At 67.3% G+C, this 16,591-nt stretch carries 13 protein-coding genes; 10 read left to right on the forward strand and 3 right to left on the reverse strand.

The genetic code is table 11. The annotated features are described in order from the left end of the window. Positions 1 to 114 precede the first annotated feature (114 nt). Positions 115 to 618, reverse strand: a complete 504-nt coding sequence (locus tag G4D77_RS14720) for an Lrp/AsnC family transcriptional regulator (protein WP_016449368.1) — start codon at positions 616 to 618, stop codon at positions 115 to 117. A 188-nt stretch (positions 619 to 806) separates the two neighbouring features. Between G4D77_RS14720 and G4D77_RS14725 the strand changes: the two genes are divergently transcribed. The 5 genes from G4D77_RS14725 (at position 807) to G4D77_RS14745 (ending at position 10,497) form a co-directional block, all read left to right on the forward strand. Continuing rightward, positions 807 to 4,388: an indolepyruvate ferredoxin oxidoreductase family protein gene (locus G4D77_RS14725; protein ID WP_154836156.1), complete on the forward strand. Its 3,582-nt coding sequence runs from the start codon at positions 807 to 809 to the stop codon at positions 4,386 to 4,388. A gap of 332 nt (positions 4,389 to 4,720) precedes the next feature. Then, positions 4,721 to 5,056 (forward strand): preprotein translocase subunit YajC, encoded by a 336-nt coding sequence (yajC, locus tag G4D77_RS14730; protein ID WP_016449366.1) that lies wholly within the window; start codon positions 4,721 to 4,723, stop codon positions 5,054 to 5,056. Positions 5,057 to 5,147: 91 nt separating this feature from the next. Further along, on the forward strand, positions 5,148 to 7,070 hold the full coding sequence (secD, locus tag G4D77_RS14735; protein WP_016454252.1) for a protein translocase subunit SecD: 1,923 nt from the start codon (positions 5,148 to 5,150) through the stop codon (positions 7,068 to 7,070). 13 nt (positions 7,071 to 7,083) lie between these two features. After that, positions 7,084 to 8,034 (forward strand): protein translocase subunit SecF, encoded by a 951-nt coding sequence (gene secF, locus G4D77_RS14740; RefSeq protein ID WP_016449364.1) that lies wholly within the window; start codon positions 7,084 to 7,086, stop codon positions 8,032 to 8,034. 39 nt (positions 8,035 to 8,073) lie between these two features. Then, the gene (locus G4D77_RS14745) at positions 8,074 to 10,497 is read left to right on the forward strand and encodes a DUF1631 family protein (RefSeq protein WP_154836158.1); all 2,424 of its coding nucleotides are present in this window, start codon (positions 8,074 to 8,076) and stop codon (positions 10,495 to 10,497) included. A gap of 141 nt (positions 10,498 to 10,638) precedes the next feature. Here the strand turns inward: G4D77_RS14745 and dprA are convergent, their stop codons facing one another. Next, the gene (gene dprA / locus G4D77_RS14750; RefSeq protein WP_154836160.1) at positions 10,639 to 11,844 is read right to left on the reverse strand and encodes a DNA-processing protein DprA; all 1,206 of its coding nucleotides are present in this window, start codon (positions 11,842 to 11,844) and stop codon (positions 10,639 to 10,641) included. Positions 11,845 to 11,869: 25 nt separating this feature from the next. Then, positions 11,870 to 13,075, reverse strand: coding sequence for a LysM peptidoglycan-binding domain-containing protein (locus G4D77_RS14755; RefSeq protein WP_154836162.1), 1,206 nt, complete (start codon positions 13,073 to 13,075; stop codon positions 11,870 to 11,872). Positions 13,076 to 13,274: 199 nt separating this feature from the next. On the opposite strand from G4D77_RS14755, the gene def reads away from it, so the two are divergent. The 5 genes from def to G4D77_RS14780 are packed head-to-tail and all read left to right on the forward strand — an operon-like array spanning position 13,275 to position 16,532. After that, positions 13,275 to 13,787, forward strand: coding sequence for a peptide deformylase (def, locus tag G4D77_RS14760; protein WP_016449360.1), 513 nt, complete (start codon positions 13,275 to 13,277; stop codon positions 13,785 to 13,787). After that, positions 13,784 to 14,317 (forward strand): membrane protein, encoded by a 534-nt coding sequence (locus G4D77_RS14765; protein ID WP_034366210.1) that lies wholly within the window; start codon positions 13,784 to 13,786, stop codon positions 14,315 to 14,317. The genes def and G4D77_RS14765 overlap by 4 nt, the downstream gene beginning before the upstream one ends. 36 nt (positions 14,318 to 14,353) lie before the next feature. Beyond that, positions 14,354 to 15,337 (forward strand): methionyl-tRNA formyltransferase, encoded by a 984-nt coding sequence (gene fmt, locus G4D77_RS14770; protein ID WP_126311108.1) that lies wholly within the window; start codon positions 14,354 to 14,356, stop codon positions 15,335 to 15,337. Next, the gene (locus G4D77_RS14775; RefSeq protein WP_154836164.1) at positions 15,334 to 16,197 is read left to right on the forward strand and encodes an AzlC family ABC transporter permease; all 864 of its coding nucleotides are present in this window, start codon (positions 15,334 to 15,336) and stop codon (positions 16,195 to 16,197) included. The genes fmt and G4D77_RS14775 overlap by 4 nt, the downstream gene beginning before the upstream one ends. Continuing rightward, a complete protein-coding gene (locus tag G4D77_RS14780) occupies positions 16,197 to 16,532 on the forward strand; it encodes an AzlD domain-containing protein (protein ID WP_012202761.1) in 336 nt (111 codons plus the stop codon). The genes G4D77_RS14775 and G4D77_RS14780 overlap by 1 nt, the downstream gene beginning before the upstream one ends. The last annotated feature ends 59 nt before the right edge of the window (positions 16,533 to 16,591 follow it).

Here is a 16,591-nt window from a genome sequence, read left to right on the forward strand (position 1 = left end):
TGCCTTACTAATAACCACGACCACCGCCTTGTACGACAACCGTTTTTCGCTCCTGTTACAGGAGCACACTGTCGCTTCGGCGCGACCTTCATAGGCCAGTCCGCCGGCCTGCGGCTACTGGCCCGGCAGTCCCTGGCCCGCCATGGGTCCCAGCTGGGACAGCGGCAGCGCATGGCTGGACTTGATCTCGCCCAGCGAGAAACTGGTCTGCATGTCCTTCACGTTGGGCAGGTTCAGCAGCGTGTTGCGCGCGAACTGCGCAAAGCTGTCCAGGTCGCGCGCCACCACCTGCAGCTCGAAGGTGCCGGTGCCGCTGATGTAGTGGCAGGTGACCACCTCGGGCAGCTTGCGGATGGCGTCCTCCATCTCCAGCGTCAGCGTGCCGGCCGTGCGCACGGCGTCCAGCCGCACGAAGGCCAGCACGCCCAGGCCGATCTTGTGGCGGTCGATGTCGGCGTGGTAGCCGCGGATGAAGCCCGCTTCTTCCAGCGCCCGCACACGGCGCCAGCAGGGCGCGGCCGACAGGCCCACGCGCTGGGCCAGCTCGGCATTGGTCAAGCGTGCGTCGGCCTGCAGGTGGCCGAGGATGGCAATGTCGAATTTGTCCAAAGTTTGCACAAAACACCGTTTTCAAGAAAGATCCTTGCTCAGGATACTTGAAACAGCGCAAAGAAAGCAAAGACCTATCAGACGAGCACGAATACACTGAAAAAAGGCGATTTGGTTCAGACAACGAGTGCCGTGCATGCCTCTTTCCCGTTCCGGGCAGGACATGACAGGGCACCGACCATCGATGGAGACAAGCCATGAATGCCCCACTGCCCGAAGACGTGCGCCGCGCCCTGGAGACGGTCACCCTCGACGACAAATACGCTCTGCAGCACGGCCGTGCATTCATGAGCGGAGTCCAGGCCCTTGTGCGCCTGCCCATGCTGCAGCGCCAGCGCGACGCTGCAGCGGGCCTGAACACCGCAGGCTTCATCAGCGGCTACCGGGGCTCCCCGCTGGGCGGCTATGACCAGGCGCTATGGGCCGCGAAAAAGCACCTCGAATCCAACAACATCGTCTTCCAGCCCGGCGTCAATGAAGAGCTGGGCGCCACGGCCGTCTGGGGCACGCAGCAGCTGGATCTCTATCCCGAGACCAAGAAGTTCGACGGCGTCTTCGGCCTGTGGTACGGCAAGGGCCCGGGCGTGGACCGCTGCTCCGACGTGTTCAAGCACGCCAACATGGCGGGCACCGCCCGGCACGGCGGCGTGATCGCGCTGGCCGGCGACGACCACATCAGCAAGAGCAGCACGGCCGCCCACCAGAGCGACCACATCTTCAAGGCCTGCGGCACGCCGGTGTTCTTTCCCAGCAATGTGCAGGACATCCTGGACATGGGCCTGCATGCCTTTGCCATGAGCCGCTTCTCGGGCCTGTGGTCGGGCATGAAGACCATCCAGGAGGTGGTCGAGTCCTCGGCCAGCGTGTCGGTGGAGCCAGACCGCGTGAACATCATCCTGCCCGAGGACTTCCAGATGCCGCCCGGCGGCCTGCACATCCGCTGGCCCGATGCGCCGCTGGAGCAGGAGCAGCGGCTGATGAACTACAAGTGGTATGCGGCCCTGGCCTATGTGCGCGCCAACCGGCTCAACCACAACGTGATCGAGGGCCCCAACGACCGCTTCGGCCTGATCGCCAGCGGAAAGGCCTACAACGACATGCGCCAGGCCCTGGCCGACCTGGGCCTGGACGACGACACCTGCCGCCAGCTGGGCATACGCGTGCACAAGGTCAACGTGGTCTGGCCGCTGGAGGCCACCATCACGCGCGACTTCGCGCGCGGCCTGCAGGAAATCCTGGTGGTGGAGGAAAAGCGCCAGGTCATCGAATACCAGATCAAGGAAGAGCTGTACAACTGGCGCTCCGACGTGCGGCCCAACGTGGTCGGCAAGTTCAGCGATGAGCACGGCGGCGAATGGTCGGTGCCCAATCCCAGCCAGGACTGGCTGCTGCGCCCCAATGCGGACCTGACGCCGGCCCTCATCGCGCGCGCCATCGTCCAGCGCCTGACCAAGATCGGCGTGCCCGAACACATCGCCCAGCGCATGCACGAGCGCATTGCCGTGCTGGACGCCCGCGAGGCCGCGCTCAAGGTCGCCCAGAGCCAGCCCACGGGCGACCGCGTGCCATGGTTTTGCAGCGGCTGTCCGCACAACACCAGCACCCGCGTGCCCGAGGGCAGCCGCGCCGTGGCCGGCATCGGCTGCCACTACATGACGGTGTGGATGGACCGCTCCACCAGCACCTTCACGCAGATGGGTGGCGAGGGCGTGACCTGGGTGGGCCAGGCGCCCTTCACCAAGGACGCCCATGTCTTCGCCAACCTGGGCGACGGCACCTACTTCCACAGCGGCCTGCTGGCGATACGCCAGAGCATCGCGGCCGGCGTGAACATCACCTACAAGCTGCTGTACAACGACGCCGTGGCCATGACGGGCGGCCAGCGCGTGGGCGAGCGGCCCGAGGGCCACTCGGTGCTGCAGATCATGAACAGCCTCAAGTCCGAGGGCGTGGCCAAACTGGTCATCGTCACCGACGAACCCGCCAAGTACGACGGCGTGCCGCTGGCCGAGGGCGTGACCGTGCACCACCGCGACGAACTGGACCGCATCCAGCGCGAGTTCCGCACCCTCAAGGGCTGCACGGCCATCATCTACGACCAGACCTGCGCCACCGAAAAGCGCCGCCGCCGTAAACGCGGCACGCTGGCCACGCCCGACAAGACCGTGGTGATCAACGAATTGGTCTGCGAAGGCTGCGGCGACTGCTCGGTGCAGTCCAACTGCCTGTCGGTCGAGCCGGTGGAGACCGAGTTCGGCCGCAAGCGCCGCATCAACCAGAACACCTGCAACAAGGACTACTCCTGCGTGAAGGGCTTTTGCCCCAGCTTCGTCACCATCGAAGGCGGCCAGCTCAAGAAGCCCAAGAAGGAGAAAAAGGGCGACCTGTCCGTGCTGCCCGCCATCCCGGAGCCCGTGCTGCCGGTGGCCGAGCAGGCCTGGGGCATCGTCGTGGCCGGCGTCGGCGGCACGGGCGTGATCACCATCGGCTCGCTGCTGGGCATGGCGGCCCACCTGGAGGGCAAGGGCGTGATCACCCAGGACGCGGCCGGCCTGGCGCAAAAGGGCGGCTCCACCTGGAGCCACATCCAGATCGCCAACCGTCCCGAGGCCATCTACACCACCAAGGTGGACATGGCCAAGGCCGACCTGGTGATCGGCTGCGACCCCATCGTCACGGCCACGCCGACCACCATGTCCGTGATGCAGCCGGGCCGCACCTTCGTGGCGCTCAACAGCCACGGCTCGCCCACGGCAGCCTTCGTCACCAACCCTGACTGGCAGGCACCGGACGACCGCTGCGCCAGCGCACTGGCCCAGGCCGTGGGCCCCGAGCTGCTGGGCAGCTTCGACGCCGAGCAGGTGGCCGTGCAGCTGCTGGGCGACAGCATCTACACCAACCCGCTGATCCTGGGCTACGCCTGGCAAACGGGCCGCGTGCCGCTGTCGCATGCGGCGCTGATGCGCGCCATCGAACTCAACGGCGTGCAGGCCGACAACAACAAGGCCGCCTTCGAGTGGGGCCGCCGCTGCGCCCATGACCTGGCTGCCGTGCGCGCCCTGTTCCAGACGGCCCAGGTGATCCAGTTCGTCAAGAAGCCTTCGCTGACCGAGATGGTGGCCAAGCGCGTGGACTTCCTCACGGCCTACCAGAACGCCGCCTATGCGGCCGAGTACCAGGCCTTCGTGGACAAGGTCCATGCCGCCGAGCGCGCCGTGGCGGGCTCGGGCACGCGCCTGTCGCAAGCCGTGGCCCGCTATCTGTTCAAACTCATGGCCTACAAGGATGAGTACGAGGTCGCGCGCCTGCACACCGATGCGGCCTTCAGCCAGCGCATCGCCAGCATGTTCGAGGGCGACTACCGCGTGGTCCACCACCTGGCGCCGCCGTCGTCGGCCGCCAAGGATGAGCAGGGCCATCTGGTCAAGAAGTCCTACGGTCCCTGGATGCGCAAGGCCATGCAGGTGCTGGCGAAGATGAAGGGCCTGCGCGGCACGGCGCTGGACCCCTTCGGCCGCACGCAGGAGCGCCGCACCGAGCGCGCACTGATCCAGGAATACCGCCAGTGCATAGAAGGACTGCTGTCCGAGCTCACGCCCGAGCGCCTGGCGCTGGCCGTGGAGATCGCCAGCATTCCCGAGGACATCCGCGGCTACGGCCACGTCAAGGAGCGCAACCTGGCTGCGGCCCGCACCAAGTGGAAGGCGCTGATGGCACGCTGGAACGCCCCGTCACGGGGCGCAGGCAGCACGGGACAGCCCGCAGTCGGCGTGGCCTGAAACCACACGGACAGCCCCGCCACAGGGGCGTCCTGTAAGATCGCGGCCGCCGCCCGTACCGTGAGGTGCGGGCGGCGCGGTTGCCTCCGGGGCCGCTTCAAGTGCCGTCACGCCGGGCGCAAAAACCACGAAAAACCGCGCTCCGCCCCTTTAAAAACGGCAGATGGCCGCCAGTTGCAGCCATCGTCGCCGAAAAACCCGCAGCAGCCAGATCCTGGCAGCCCATGTGGGTCAGGGCTGACGCATACAATGCTCCGTTCTCCTGCGCGGGCCCGTGCATATCGGCGTGCGCAGCGACCCTTTTTCGACCTTCCAATCCTGGAGTCTTGCCCGTGTTTATTTCTTCCGCTTTTGCCCAGACCGCACCCGCAGCAGCAGCCTCCGGTGGCGACTTCATGTCGCAGTTGATGGGCATGGCGCCTCTGGCGCTGATGTTCGTGGTGCTGTACTTCGTGATGATCCGTCCGCAGATGAAGCGCCAGAAGGAGCATCGCTCCATGATCGAGGCACTGGCCAAGGGTGACGAAGTGGCAACGGCCGGCGGCATCATCGGCCGCGTGACGCGCATGTCCGAGCAATTCCTGCACATCGAGATCGCCTCGGGTGTGGAAGTCCAGATCCAGCGCAGCGCCGTCGTCCAGGTGCTGCCCAAGGACACGCTGAAGTAAGCGCTGTCCCTGTCTTGCGGGTGTGCGGACCGCGCAGGCGGCAGCACACCCTTTTGTGCGTTGCTGTCTACAAAGAGCGAAGAGCGCGATCATGAACCGATATCCGGTCTGGAAGTACGCGATCATCGTGATCGCGCTGCTGGTAGGGGTGCTCTACACCCTGCCCAATTTTTTCGGTGAGGCGCCTGCGGTGCAGGTCTCCTCGGCCAAGGCCACCATCAAGGTGGACAACGCCGTGCTGCAGAAAGTCGAAGAGGCCTTGAAGGCTGCCGATGTCAAGCCCGACGTCCTGTCCATCGAAGGCACCTCGGTGCGCGCGCGCTTCAACACGCCCGACGAGCAGCTCAAGGCCAAGGACGTGATCCAGAAGGCCCTGATCCCCGATGCCAACGACCCGGCCTACATCGTGGCCCTGAACCTGGTGTCGCGCTCGCCGCAATGGCTCACGGCCGTCGGCGCCAAGCCCATGTACCTGGGGCTGGATCTGCGCGGTGGCGTGCACTTCATGCTGCAGGTGGACATGGCTGCCGCCCTGACCAAGAAGGCCGACTCCTTTGCCGGCGACCTGCGCAGCTCGCTGCGCGACAAGAACATCCGCCACGGCGGCGTCTCGCGCAACGGCAACACCGTCGAGATCCGCGTGCGCGACGAAGCCATGCTCACGGCCGCGCGCAACCTGGTCTCCGACCAGTTCCCCGATCTGGCGGCCACCTCCGAGCCGGATGGCGCAGGCTTCAAGCTGCTGGCCTCCATCAAGCCCGAAGCCCTGCGCAAGGTGCAGGAGCAGGCGCTCAAGCAGAACATCGTCACCCTGCACAACCGTATCAACGAGCTGGGCGTGGCCGAGCCCGTGATCCAGCAGCAGGGCCTGGACCGCATCATCGTGCAACTGCCCGGCGTGCAGGACACGGCCAAGGCCAAGGACATCCTGGGTCGCACGGCCACGCTGGAAGTGCGCCTGGTCGACGAATCCTCCGAGGCGCGCGGCGCCGAACTGGGTTCGGGCCCCGTGCCCTTCGGCTCCGAGCGATACCTGGACCGCAACGCTCAGGCCGTGATCGTGCAAAAGCAGGTCGTGCTGACCGGCGAGAACCTCACCGACGCACAGCCCGGCTTCGACAGCCAGACCCAGGAGCCCACGGTCAACCTGGTGCTGGATGCCAAGGGCGCACGCATCTTCAAGGACATCACGCGCGAGAACGTGGGCAAGCGCATGGCCATCATCCTGTTCGAAAAGGGCAAGGGCGAGGTCGTGACGGCTCCCGTGATCCGCACCGAGATCGGCGGCGGACGCGTGCAGATCTCGGGCCGCATGACCACGGCGGAAGCCAACGACACGGCCCTGCTGCTGCGCGCCGGCTCGCTGGCCGCGCCCATGGAGATCATCGAGGAATACACCATCGGCCCCAGCCTGGGCGCCGACAACATCAACCGCGGCATCCACTCCGTGGTCTGGGGCCTGGTGGCCATCGCGGCCTTCATGTGCGTGTACTACCTGCTGTTCGGCGTGATCTCCACGGTGGCCCTGTCGGTCAACGTGCTGCTGCTGCTGGCCATCCTGTCCATGCTGCAGGCCACGCTGACCCTGCCCGGCATCGCCGCCATGGCGCTGGCGCTGGGCGTGGCCATCGACTCCAACGTGCTGATCAACGAGCGCATCCGCGAGGAACTGCGCGGCGGCGCCTCGCCGCAGGCGGCCATCCATGCGGGCTACGAGAACGCCTGGCACACCATCCTGGACTCGAACGTGACCACGCTGATCGCGGGCCTGGCGCTGCTGGCCTTCGGCTCCGGCCCGGTGCGCGGTTTCGCCGTGGTGCACTGCATCGGCATCCTGACCAGCATGTTCTCGGCCGTGTTCTTCTCGCGCGGCCTGGTCAACCTCTGGTACGGCCGCCGCAAGAAGCTCAAGAGCATTTCCATCGGCCAGGTCTGGAAGCCTGAAGACACCAGCCAGCTGCGCTCGGTGACGGCCAAGGGATCCAGCGTCGCCGATTCCGGCGCCAACAACTGAAAGGGGGAAGACCATGGAGTTCTTCCGCATCCGCAAAGACATCCCCTTCATGAAGTACGCGTTGATCCTCAACGCGGTGTCCTTCATCACCTTCGCGCTGGCCGTGTTCTTCCTGCTCACCCGCGGCCTGCACCTGTCCGTGGAATTCACGGGCGGCACCGTGATGGAGGTGGCCTATACCCAGCCCGCCAACATCGCCAAGGTGCGCGACACGGTCGCCGGCCTCGGCTACGCCGATGTCACGGTGCAGAACTTCGGCACATCGCGCGACGTGATGATCCGCCTGCCCGTGCAAAAGGACGTGACCTCGGCCCAGCAAAGCGAGCAAGTACTCACGGCACTCAAGAAGGAAGACGCCGAAGTCACGCTGCGCCGCACCGAGTTCGTGGGCCCGCAGGTGGGTGACGAGCTCATGCACAACGGTCTGATGGCCCTGGGCTTCGTGGTGCTGGGCATCGTGATCTACCTGGCCATGCGCTTCGAGTGGAAGTTCGGCGTGGCCGCCGTGATCGCCAACCTGCACGACGTGATCATCATCCTGGGCTTCTTCGCGTTCTTCCAATGGGAGTTCTCGCTGTCGGTGCTGGCCGGCGTGCTGGCCGTGCTGGGCTACTCGGTCAACGAGTCGGTCGTGATCTTCGACCGTATCCGCGAAGCCTTCCGCAAGTTCCGCAAGCTCAGCACCACCGAGGTGATCGACCACGCCATCACCAGCACCATGAGCCGCACCATCATCACCCACGCCTCCACCGAGGCCATGGTGCTGTCCATGTTCTTCTTCGGCGGTCCCAGCCTGCACTACTTCGCGCTGGCGCTGACCATCGGCATCCTGTTCGGCATCTATTCCTCGGTCTTCGTGGCCGCCGCCATCGCCATGTGGCTGGGCGTCAAGCGCGAGGATCTGATCAAGGCGCCCAAGGCTTCCACGGACCCCAACGATCCCAACGCCGGCGCCACTGTGTAAGCGAATGTTCTAGCTCCAGACCGGCTTACACTCGCGGGCATGCCCTCCCTGCCCACCCCTTCCAACGCGCCTGCTGGCCCCCAGTCCTCCCTGGGCCAGCAGGCGCGTTTGCATTGGGTGCGAGGACTGTGCAAGGGCCTGCCCGGCGTGGCCCAGCAGCTGCTGGCGCAGATGGAGCAACAGGCCCAGGCCGTGGGCACGCAGCGCGAAATGCAGGAGCGGCGTGAAGCCTGGGGCAACTACCGCCAGCACCAGAGCGCCTGGCTGAACGCCAGCATGCAGGCCCTGCAAGGCGCGCTGCAGCCGGCCAAAGCCGCGCCTGCCGCCGTGCCGCAGCGCGGCGCGCTGCAGTTCGAGTTGCTCAGCGACGATGTGGTGGAGAACAAGATCCTGGCCTCCCGCATGGCCCTGGCCATGGGAGAGACCGCAGCGCCGGCCTTCGACACGCTGCGTCTGCGCATGCAGTTCATCGAGGGCCGCGAGCTGCCCTCGGACGACATCCTGCGTACCGAAACCGTGTGCCGGCACCTGGTCGAGCAATGGCTGGCCACGGGCCTGCAGCGCCGTGATCTGCAGCGCGTGCTGGACCTGCTGCAGACGGCCCTGGCGCCCGTGCTGGTGACCGAGTACCAGGCCGCCCATGTGCTGCTGGACGGCCAGGGCGTCACCCGCTCGCAGGACGTGGCCATGCGCGTGCGGCGCACCGAGGCAGGCAACTCCACGCGCGCCATGGGCCTGGGCCAGACCGCCGCGCCACCTGCTGCGGCCTCGCAGCATGCCACTGCATCACAGCATTCCTCGGCCTATGCGCCCACGCAGATGGGCGGCGTGCCCGGCGCTGCCGCCTACCCGCCCGACACTGCGGCGCCCCCCCATGGCCAGATGCCGGCGATGCCCGCCATGCCCGTAGGCCTGACAACCCTTTCGCGCGCACGCCACCGCGCCCAGGAAGTCGTGGGCCAGTTGCGCCGCCTGCTCATGCAGCCGGGCGTGGGCGTGCAGGGCCTGGTGCCCGGTGTGGGCGCAGGCATGCCCCAGGCGCCCGCATCGGCCGCGCTGACCCAGGCCTTGCTGGAGCAGCGCGTGGTGGCCCAGACGCAGTACCAGCAGATGCTGGCCCAGGGCCTGACCACGCTGCACATCGATGTCAGCCCGGCTGCCATCGGCCAGCTGGTCGGGCAGGTGCGCGAACGTTCGGCCGACCTCAAGCGCAAGGCCACCACCTCGGGCGAAAAGGCCACCATCGAGATCGTGGCCCTGATGTTCCAGGCCATCCTGACCGAGGACCGCATTCCGCCCTCGGTGCGGGTCTGGTTTGCCCGGCTGCAGGTGCCGGTGCTGCGCGTGGCACTGGCCGAGCCGGAATTCTTCAGCAACCTGCGCCATCCGGCCCGGCTGCTGATCGACCGCCTGGGCTCCTGCGTGATGGGATTCGACGCCTCCAGCATCAGCGGCAGCGCGCTGGAGTCCGAGATCCGGCGCATCGTCCAGGTCATCGAGCAATACCCCGAAACGGGCCAGAAAGTGTTCGTGCTGGTGCTGCGCGAGTTCGAGGATTTCCTGGCGCGCTACCTGACCCAGTCGCAGGACAAGGCCAAGATCGTCACCGTGGCCCAGCAGGTGGAGCAAAAGGAAACCCTGGCCATCCAATACACGATCGAGCTGCGCCACCTGCTCACCGACATGCCGGTGCGCAAGGAGATCCGCGAGTTCCTGTTCAAGACCTGGACCGAGGTGCTGGCCCTGGCCGCCGTGCGCCACGGTGCCAAGGACGCGCGCACCATGCGCTTCAAGCAGGCCGCCAGCGAACTGGTCTGGGCCGCCAGCGCCAAGCCCACGCGCCAGGAACGCTCGCGCGTGATCCAGACGCTGCCGACGCTTTTGCAGACCCTGCGCGAAGGACTGGCCCTGATCGGTGTCACGGGCGACGCCCAGTCCACGCGCATCAAGCTGGTCACCGACACGCTGGCCGAGGCCTTTGTCTCCAAGACCGCGACCATCGCCCCGGCCCGCATCGAGGCCATGGCGCAGCGGCTGGCCCATCTGGAGCAGTACATCAATGAAGACGGCATGCTCGACGAGGACATGCCGCTGTCGCCCGAGAACATCGAGATGATCCTGGGCGTGGACACGGCCGGCCTCAACGTCATCCCGAGCACGAACACGGCCGTGGAGCCGGTGATGCTGGAATGGGCGGCCTCTCTGGAGACGGGCCGCTGGTTCACCCTGGACCACAACGGCGCGCGCATCCAGGTGCAATACACCTGGCGCAGCCGCCGCAAGCAACTGCACCTGTTCGCCGCGCTCGATGGCACCTGCCACCTGCTGCAGCTGCGGCGCATGGCCTCCTACCTGCAGTCCGGCCTGCTGGCCGTGCATGATGAGGAGGCGCTCACCGTGCGCGCGACGCGGGATGCGCTGCAGAAGATTCAGGCGAACCCTGAAAGGCTAAGCTCCCACTGAGGCGCTACGCGCCTTCCCCCGGGGCACGGCGCCTCTCTACCCGCTTCGCGGGGGAGGGGGACGATGCCCTCGGCTAGGCGCCCCACCGCGAGGCGGCTCTTGCTCGGCATCTCCCGCTTGGGGACGCGCCAGTTTTTGAGATCAGGCCTGGGCCAGGCGCTGGAACAGGCCGCCGGGCAGGCGTTCCACGCGGCCGTCCAGTTCCAGCTCCAGCAGGCGGGCCTGCAGGGCTGCGGCGTCCATGCCTGTGCGGTCCATGAGTTCGTCCAGCGACAGCGGGTCGTGGGCCAGGGCGCACAGGGTGGCGTCGCTCTCAGGGTCCTGGGCGGACTGGACAGCTGCCGCTGCCGGTACAGGCTTGGGAAGCGGCAGGCGCGCGGCCGTGCCCTGCAGCTCATCGAGCACGTCCTGCGCCGTTTCCACGAGCTTGGCGCCCTGGCGCAGCAGCGCATGGCAGCCGCGCGACTGGGGCGCGTGGATGGAGCCAGGAATGGCAAAGACTTCGCGGCCCTGTTCGCTGGCCAGCCTGGCCGTGATCAGCGAGCCCGACTGCAGGGCCGCCTCGACCACCAGCGTGCCCTGGGACAGGCCCGCGATGATGCGGTTGCGCTGCGGAAAGTGCGCGGCCATGGGGCCGGTGCCCAGCGGATATTCGCTGACGATCAGCCCGTGGCTGGCCACTTCGCGGGCCAGGGCGGCATGGCGCCGCGGGTAGACCTGGTCCAGGCCCGTGCCGACGACGGCAATGGTGACGGGAGCAGCCAGTCCGCCCAGGCGTGGCGCCGCGCGCAGCGCGCCTTCATGGGCCGCGCCATCCACGCCTTGGGCCAGTCCGGAGACGATGCACAGGCCGGCCTCGGCCAGCGCCTGCGCCATGGCACGCGCGTTGGCCGCGCCCTGGACCGTCGGCCCGCGGCTACCGACCATGGCCAGGGACTGTGGATAGGGGAACCAGGGGCCAGAACCTGTCATGCAGCGCTCGCTGCCCTGCACATGCAGCAGCAGCGGCGGATCTTCGGTCTGCAGCAGCGCCTGCGGATACTGGGGATGGCCCAGCGCAAGCACGGCATGCAACTGCCCGGAAGCGGGCTGGTCCAGCCATTGCGCCGTGGCCGCCACAAGCTGGTCCAGGCGCTGGGGCACGGTCTGCAGGGCATGGGCCTGTGCGGCGGTCACCAGTCCGTGCCAGGCGGACGGCGGGCCGCTCCAGATGTCCTGCGCACCACCGCAGGCCGCCAACAGACGCCGGGCCGTGGTGCGGCCCACTCCGGGCGTCAGCAGCAGCCGGAGCCAGGCAGAGAGTTCGTCAGGAGCCAACCGGTCCGTGGACTGCAGGGCGGCCGCCATGGCGCTGCCGGCAGGCCGTGGTGGCTCAAGGAGCCGGCGAGGTCAGGCTGTCGCCGACCTCGACACCGCGCCGCGCCTCCAGGATCAGCGCGTAGGAGACGCGATCGAAGGTCCGGAACACCATGGCATGGCCGTTGTGTTCGTCGGGCAGTTGCACCTCTTCCTTTTTCTCGCCCGTCTTGTCCACGATGCGTGCGCCGCGGCGGATCAGCTCCAGCACCGTGCCCACGTCCATGCCGTCCTGCGTGCCCTTGTTGATGGCAATGACCTGGTTGTTGGCCGCCCAGCGCACGGCCTGATCACCGTACAGGGAAACCACATGGGCCTTCACTGCCTGTTGCGGCGCGTGGGGCGCGTAGTTCATGTAGGTGCGCTCGGGCGCGGGCAGCAGGCGGTCGCCGGCGCGCATTTCGGTCTTGGAACGCGACAGGTCCACCGTGGCGGGAGAGTTCTGCTGGTGCTTTTCGCCCTTGCTGTCGACGATCTCCAGCGTGGTCTCGCCCTCGATGAGATCGGCCAGGCCCAGGTACTTGGCCTCATAGCCCAGCACCTCGCCGGAGATGGGGTCCTTGAGCGCCACGGCATCGCGGAAGACGCGGTACTGGCGCGGCAGGCCGTCGCCCTTGCGCAGCGGCGCCTCGGCCATGCCGCGTGCATAGGCGCGGTCGCCGCTGGCCATGAGCACGCGCTCGTCCGTGGTGGCGATCAGGCGTGGCGCGCGCAGCAGCGTTTCGGCATCGACGACCAGGGGCTCGGCCAGGAAGGGCTCGATCAGATGGGGCTGCAGCGTGGGCAGGGCCGCCTGGGCCAGGGATTCGCTGCGCGTGCTCGGAGTGATGCGGACCACGCCGGGCTCGCCGCCATCGCCCATGGGGCGGGCCGTGCTCAGGCGGGCGTAGCCGTCACGCTTGTCCAGGTGCAGCACCTGGCCCGGATAGATGAGATGGGGGTTGGCGATGGCCTGCATGTTCATGCCCCACAGCTCGGGCCAGCGCCAGGGACGGCGCAGGAACATGCCGGAGATGCCCCACAGCGTGTCGCCGCGCTTGACGGTGTAGCTGTCGGGCGCATCGGGCGCCAGCTCACCCACGGGAACGCCCTGCTGCGCCACCTGCTGGGCTGCCGAGCGCTGCGATGGCGTCACCGGATACTGCTGCGCGTGGGCCGCCGCACACGCGGCGATCAGGGCCGAGGCAACAGTCCAGGTACGAGCTGTGGCGAATGCAGTCATGGAATTCCTCTTCTTGTGTCTGACACAGCGTCCCTCCTAGGCACTGCGGCACGGCCGATCTTGTCATGAACGGCCATACAGGTCTTACAAATCAGCAAAGATTCTGCGTGCAAGGCCATGAGAGGGCAACGCTTATTGCGTCGTCCCGCTGCGCCCAGGCAGAAAAGTGGCGAAAATAACGACATTCACCGACCACGCCATGTCCATTCTGCCCATTCTTTGCTATCCCGACCCCCGCCTGCACACCGTCGCCAAGCCGGTCGCCAAGGTCGATGACCGCATTCGCCAACTGGTCCAGGACATGTACGCCACCATGTATGACGCCCAGGGCGTGGGACTGGCCGCCACCCAGGTGAATGTGCATGAACGCGTGGTCGTGGTCGATGTCTCCGAAGGCCGCGACGAGCCCTTTGCGCTGATCAACCCCGAGCTGCTCTGGGCCAGCGACGAGAAGCAATTGGGCGAGGAAGGCTGTCTGTCCGTGCCCGGCATCTACGACGGTGTCGAACGCTCCACGGCCATCAAGGTCAAGGCGCTGGACGAGAACGGCAACGAACGCATCATCGAGGCCGAAGGCTTCAAGGCCATCTGCATCCAGCACGAGATGGACCACCTGATGGGCAAGGTCTTCGTCGAATACCTGTCGCCGCTCAAGCGCAACCGCATCAAGACCAAGCTGCTCAAGCAGCAGAAACAGGCAGAACGCGCATGACCCGCCTGCCAGCGCCTCGCTTCATGCCGCGCTGGAAGATGGACGGCGCGGGCCTCGTTGCCTGGGCGCTGCTGGCCCTGTCCCTGCTGCTGGTCGGCTGCACCGTACCCGAGTGGCAAAAGCCCGGCACGCCACGGGCCGACATCGAGCGCTCCATGGGCCGCCCGACCCTGAGCCTGCCGCTGGACGGCGGCGGCACGCGCCTGGTCTACAGCTGGCAGCCTGCAGGCCAGCAGGTCTACCACATGGATTTCGACGCCAGCCAGCGCCTGGTGCGCGTGGAGCAGGCGCTCACCATCGAACGCTTCCACGCCCTGCGCAATGGCGAGGACACCCGGGAAAGCGTACGCCAGCTCTTCGGCCCGCCTGCGCTGATCGAGAGGGTCTACAGTTTCAACGGCGACATCTGGACCTACCGTATCCTGGAAAATGGCATTCGCCGCCAGGCCCATGTGCATATCGACCCCGCCGGCGTGGTGCGCCGCGTGATGTTCACCGACGAAGTGTTCAATGACGACGATCGGCGTTGAGCCTGCACACCGTCCCCACCGTCCCTACTGGATTGCATGAGAGTCATTTTTGCCGGCACGCCCGAGTTCGCGCGCGTTGCCCTTGAACGCCTGCTCGCCGCGGGCTTCACCGTCCCCCTGGTGCTGACCCAGCCCGACCGTCCTGCCGGGCGCGGCATGAAGCTGCAGGCCTCGCCCGTCAAGCAGTGCGCGCTGGAGCATGGCATTGCCGTGGCCCAGCCGCGCAGCCTGCGCCTGGACGGCAAATACCCCGAAGAGGCCGCCGCCGCCCGCGCCGCCATCGAAGCGGCCCAGGCCGATGTCATGGTCGTGGCCGCCTACGGGCTGATCCTGCCGCAGTGGGTGCTCGATACGCCTCCGCGCGGCTGCCTGAACATCCACGCCAGCCTGCTGCCGCGCTGGCGCGGCGCCGCCCCCATCCACCGCGCCATCGAGGCCGGTGATGCCGAGACCGGCGTCACCATCATGCAGATGGATGCGGGCCTGGACACGGGCGACATGTGCCTGATCGAGCGCCTGCCCATCACCGCCGACGACACCACGGCCAGCCTGCACGACAAGCTGGCCGACCTGGGCGGGCGCCTCATCGTCGAGGCGCTGGAGATGAGCGCCTGCGGCGGCCTGCCGCGCACGCCCCAGCCTGCCGAAGGCGTGAACTACGCGCACAAGATCGAAAAGGCCGAAAGCCAGATCGACTGGCGCCAGGATGCCGAGGCCATTGCCCGGCGCCTGCGCGCCTTCAACCCCTTCCCAGGTGGCGCCACGCAGTACGGCGATGAAGCCATCAAGGTCTGGGAGGCTCACGCCGACCCCGCCGCCGCCGTGGCGGCGGCAGTGCCTGGCACCGTGCTGTCCGCAGGCGCCGACGGCGTGCGCGTGGCCTGCGGCCAGGGCGTGCTGTGCATGACGCTGCTGCAGCGCGCGGGCGGCAAGCGGCTGGCGGCGGGCGATTTCCTGCGCGGCTTCGATCTGCCTGAAGGAGCCATCCTGGACGGTGCTGCCAGCGGCGGCACGCCATGAACCTGCAGCCCCTGGTGGAGCGCGCACGCGGCATTGCGCGCGATCCCGCCTTCATGACCGGCGTGCGCGACATGTCGGGCACGGCGCTGGGCATCGGCGCCTGGGGCCTGGTCACGGGCGTGGCCATGATCAAGAGCGGCATGTCCCTGCCCCTGGCGCTGTTCATGGGCCTGCTGGTCTATGCCGGCAGTGCCCAGCTGGCCGTGCTGCCGCTGATGGCCGTGGGCGCGCCCATGTGGGTGGTCTGGTTCACGGCCATCTGCGTGAACCTGCGCTTCGTCATCCTCAGCAGCATGTGGCGCAGCTACTTTGCCCACCTGCGCCTGCGCCACCGCCTGGCCATCGCCTATTTCAGCGGCGACGTGATCTTCGTGGGCTTCATGAAGCGCTACCCCGATGCCCGGCCCCAGCCCGAGCAGCTGCCCTATTTCTGGGGTGCCGCATCGACCAACTGGCTGGCCTGGCAGATCCCGTCCACGCTGGGCATCCTGCTGGCCGAACAGGTGCCCCTGTCCTGGGGACTGGGCTTTGCGGGCGTGCTGGCCCTGATGGGCGTGCTGCTGTCCATGCTCAACGACCGTGCCACCTGGGTGGCAGGCGTGGTTGCGGCCAGCGCGGCCGTGGCGGCCTTTGCGCTGCCGCTCAAGCTCAATATCCTCGTGGCCATCGCTGCAGCCGTGGCCGCAGGCCTGCTGGCGGAAACGCTGCAGCAGCGCCTGCGCGCACTGCAGGCGCCTGAAAAAGGGGAGCCAGGCCCGGTGATTCTCCCGCCCGATACAGCCCATGGCGAGCGCCATGCCCGGCTGCCGCTGGACGAAGACGCCCGGCCCGTGCAAACCAAGGAAAAGGAAACGCTCTGATGGATCTGTCCTGGCTGTGGCCCTGGCTGGCCTGCGTGGGCCTGGCGGCCATCACGCTGTTCACACGCGCCTTCTTCCTGATTCCCGAGCGCGAGGTGCCCTTGCCGCAATGGCTCAAGCGCGGCCTCAAGTACGCGCCGCTGGCGGCCCTGGCGGCCGTGATTGCGCCCGAGATCGTGATGACCAACGGCCGGCTGATCTCCACCGTGGTCGATGCGCGCCTGCCGGCCCTGGCTTGCGCGGTCATGTATTTTTTTTACAAGCGCAGCATCATGGGAACGATCGCGCTTGGCATGGCGGTCTATCTGCCACTGCATATCGGCCTGGGCTGGTAGGCGCAGCGCGGCCGAGAGCGGCCGAGAGCGCCCGGCTCCCCGGCTGAAACCGGATTACA

This window comes from Delftia sp. WY8 (assembly GCF_018437695.1).
Classification (GTDB): domain Bacteria; phylum Pseudomonadota; class Gammaproteobacteria; order Burkholderiales; family Burkholderiaceae_C; genus Comamonas; species Comamonas tsuruhatensis.

Bases quoted from the DNA above. Each gene is read 5' to 3' on its own strand.
- G4D77_RS14725 (WP_154836156.1), top strand. From the start codon at position 807: ATGAATGCCCCACTGCCCGAAGACGTGCGCCGCGCCCTGGAGACGGTC.
- secD (WP_016454252.1), top strand. From the start codon at position 5,148: ATGAACCGATATCCGGTCTGGAAGTACGCGATCATCGTGATCGCGCTG.
- secF (WP_016449364.1), top strand. From the start codon at position 7,084: ATGGAGTTCTTCCGCATCCGCAAAGACATCCCCTTCATGAAGTACGCG.
- G4D77_RS14745 (WP_154836158.1), top strand. From the start codon at position 8,074: ATGCCCTCCCTGCCCACCCCTTCCAACGCGCCTGCTGGCCCCCAGTCC.
- dprA (WP_154836160.1), bottom strand. From the start codon at position 11,844: ATGGCGGCCGCCCTGCAGTCCACGGACCGGTTGGCTCCTGACGAACTC.
- G4D77_RS14755 (WP_154836162.1), bottom strand. From the start codon at position 13,075: ATGACTGCATTCGCCACAGCTCGTACCTGGACTGTTGCCTCGGCCCTG.
- def (WP_016449360.1), top strand. From the start codon at position 13,275: ATGTCCATTCTGCCCATTCTTTGCTATCCCGACCCCCGCCTGCACACC.
- G4D77_RS14765 (WP_034366210.1), top strand. From the start codon at position 13,784: ATGACCCGCCTGCCAGCGCCTCGCTTCATGCCGCGCTGGAAGATGGAC.
- fmt (WP_126311108.1), top strand. From the start codon at position 14,354: ATGAGAGTCATTTTTGCCGGCACGCCCGAGTTCGCGCGCGTTGCCCTT.
- G4D77_RS14775 (WP_154836164.1), top strand. From the start codon at position 15,334: ATGAACCTGCAGCCCCTGGTGGAGCGCGCACGCGGCATTGCGCGCGAT.
- G4D77_RS14780 (WP_012202761.1), top strand. From the start codon at position 16,197: ATGGATCTGTCCTGGCTGTGGCCCTGGCTGGCCTGCGTGGGCCTGGCG.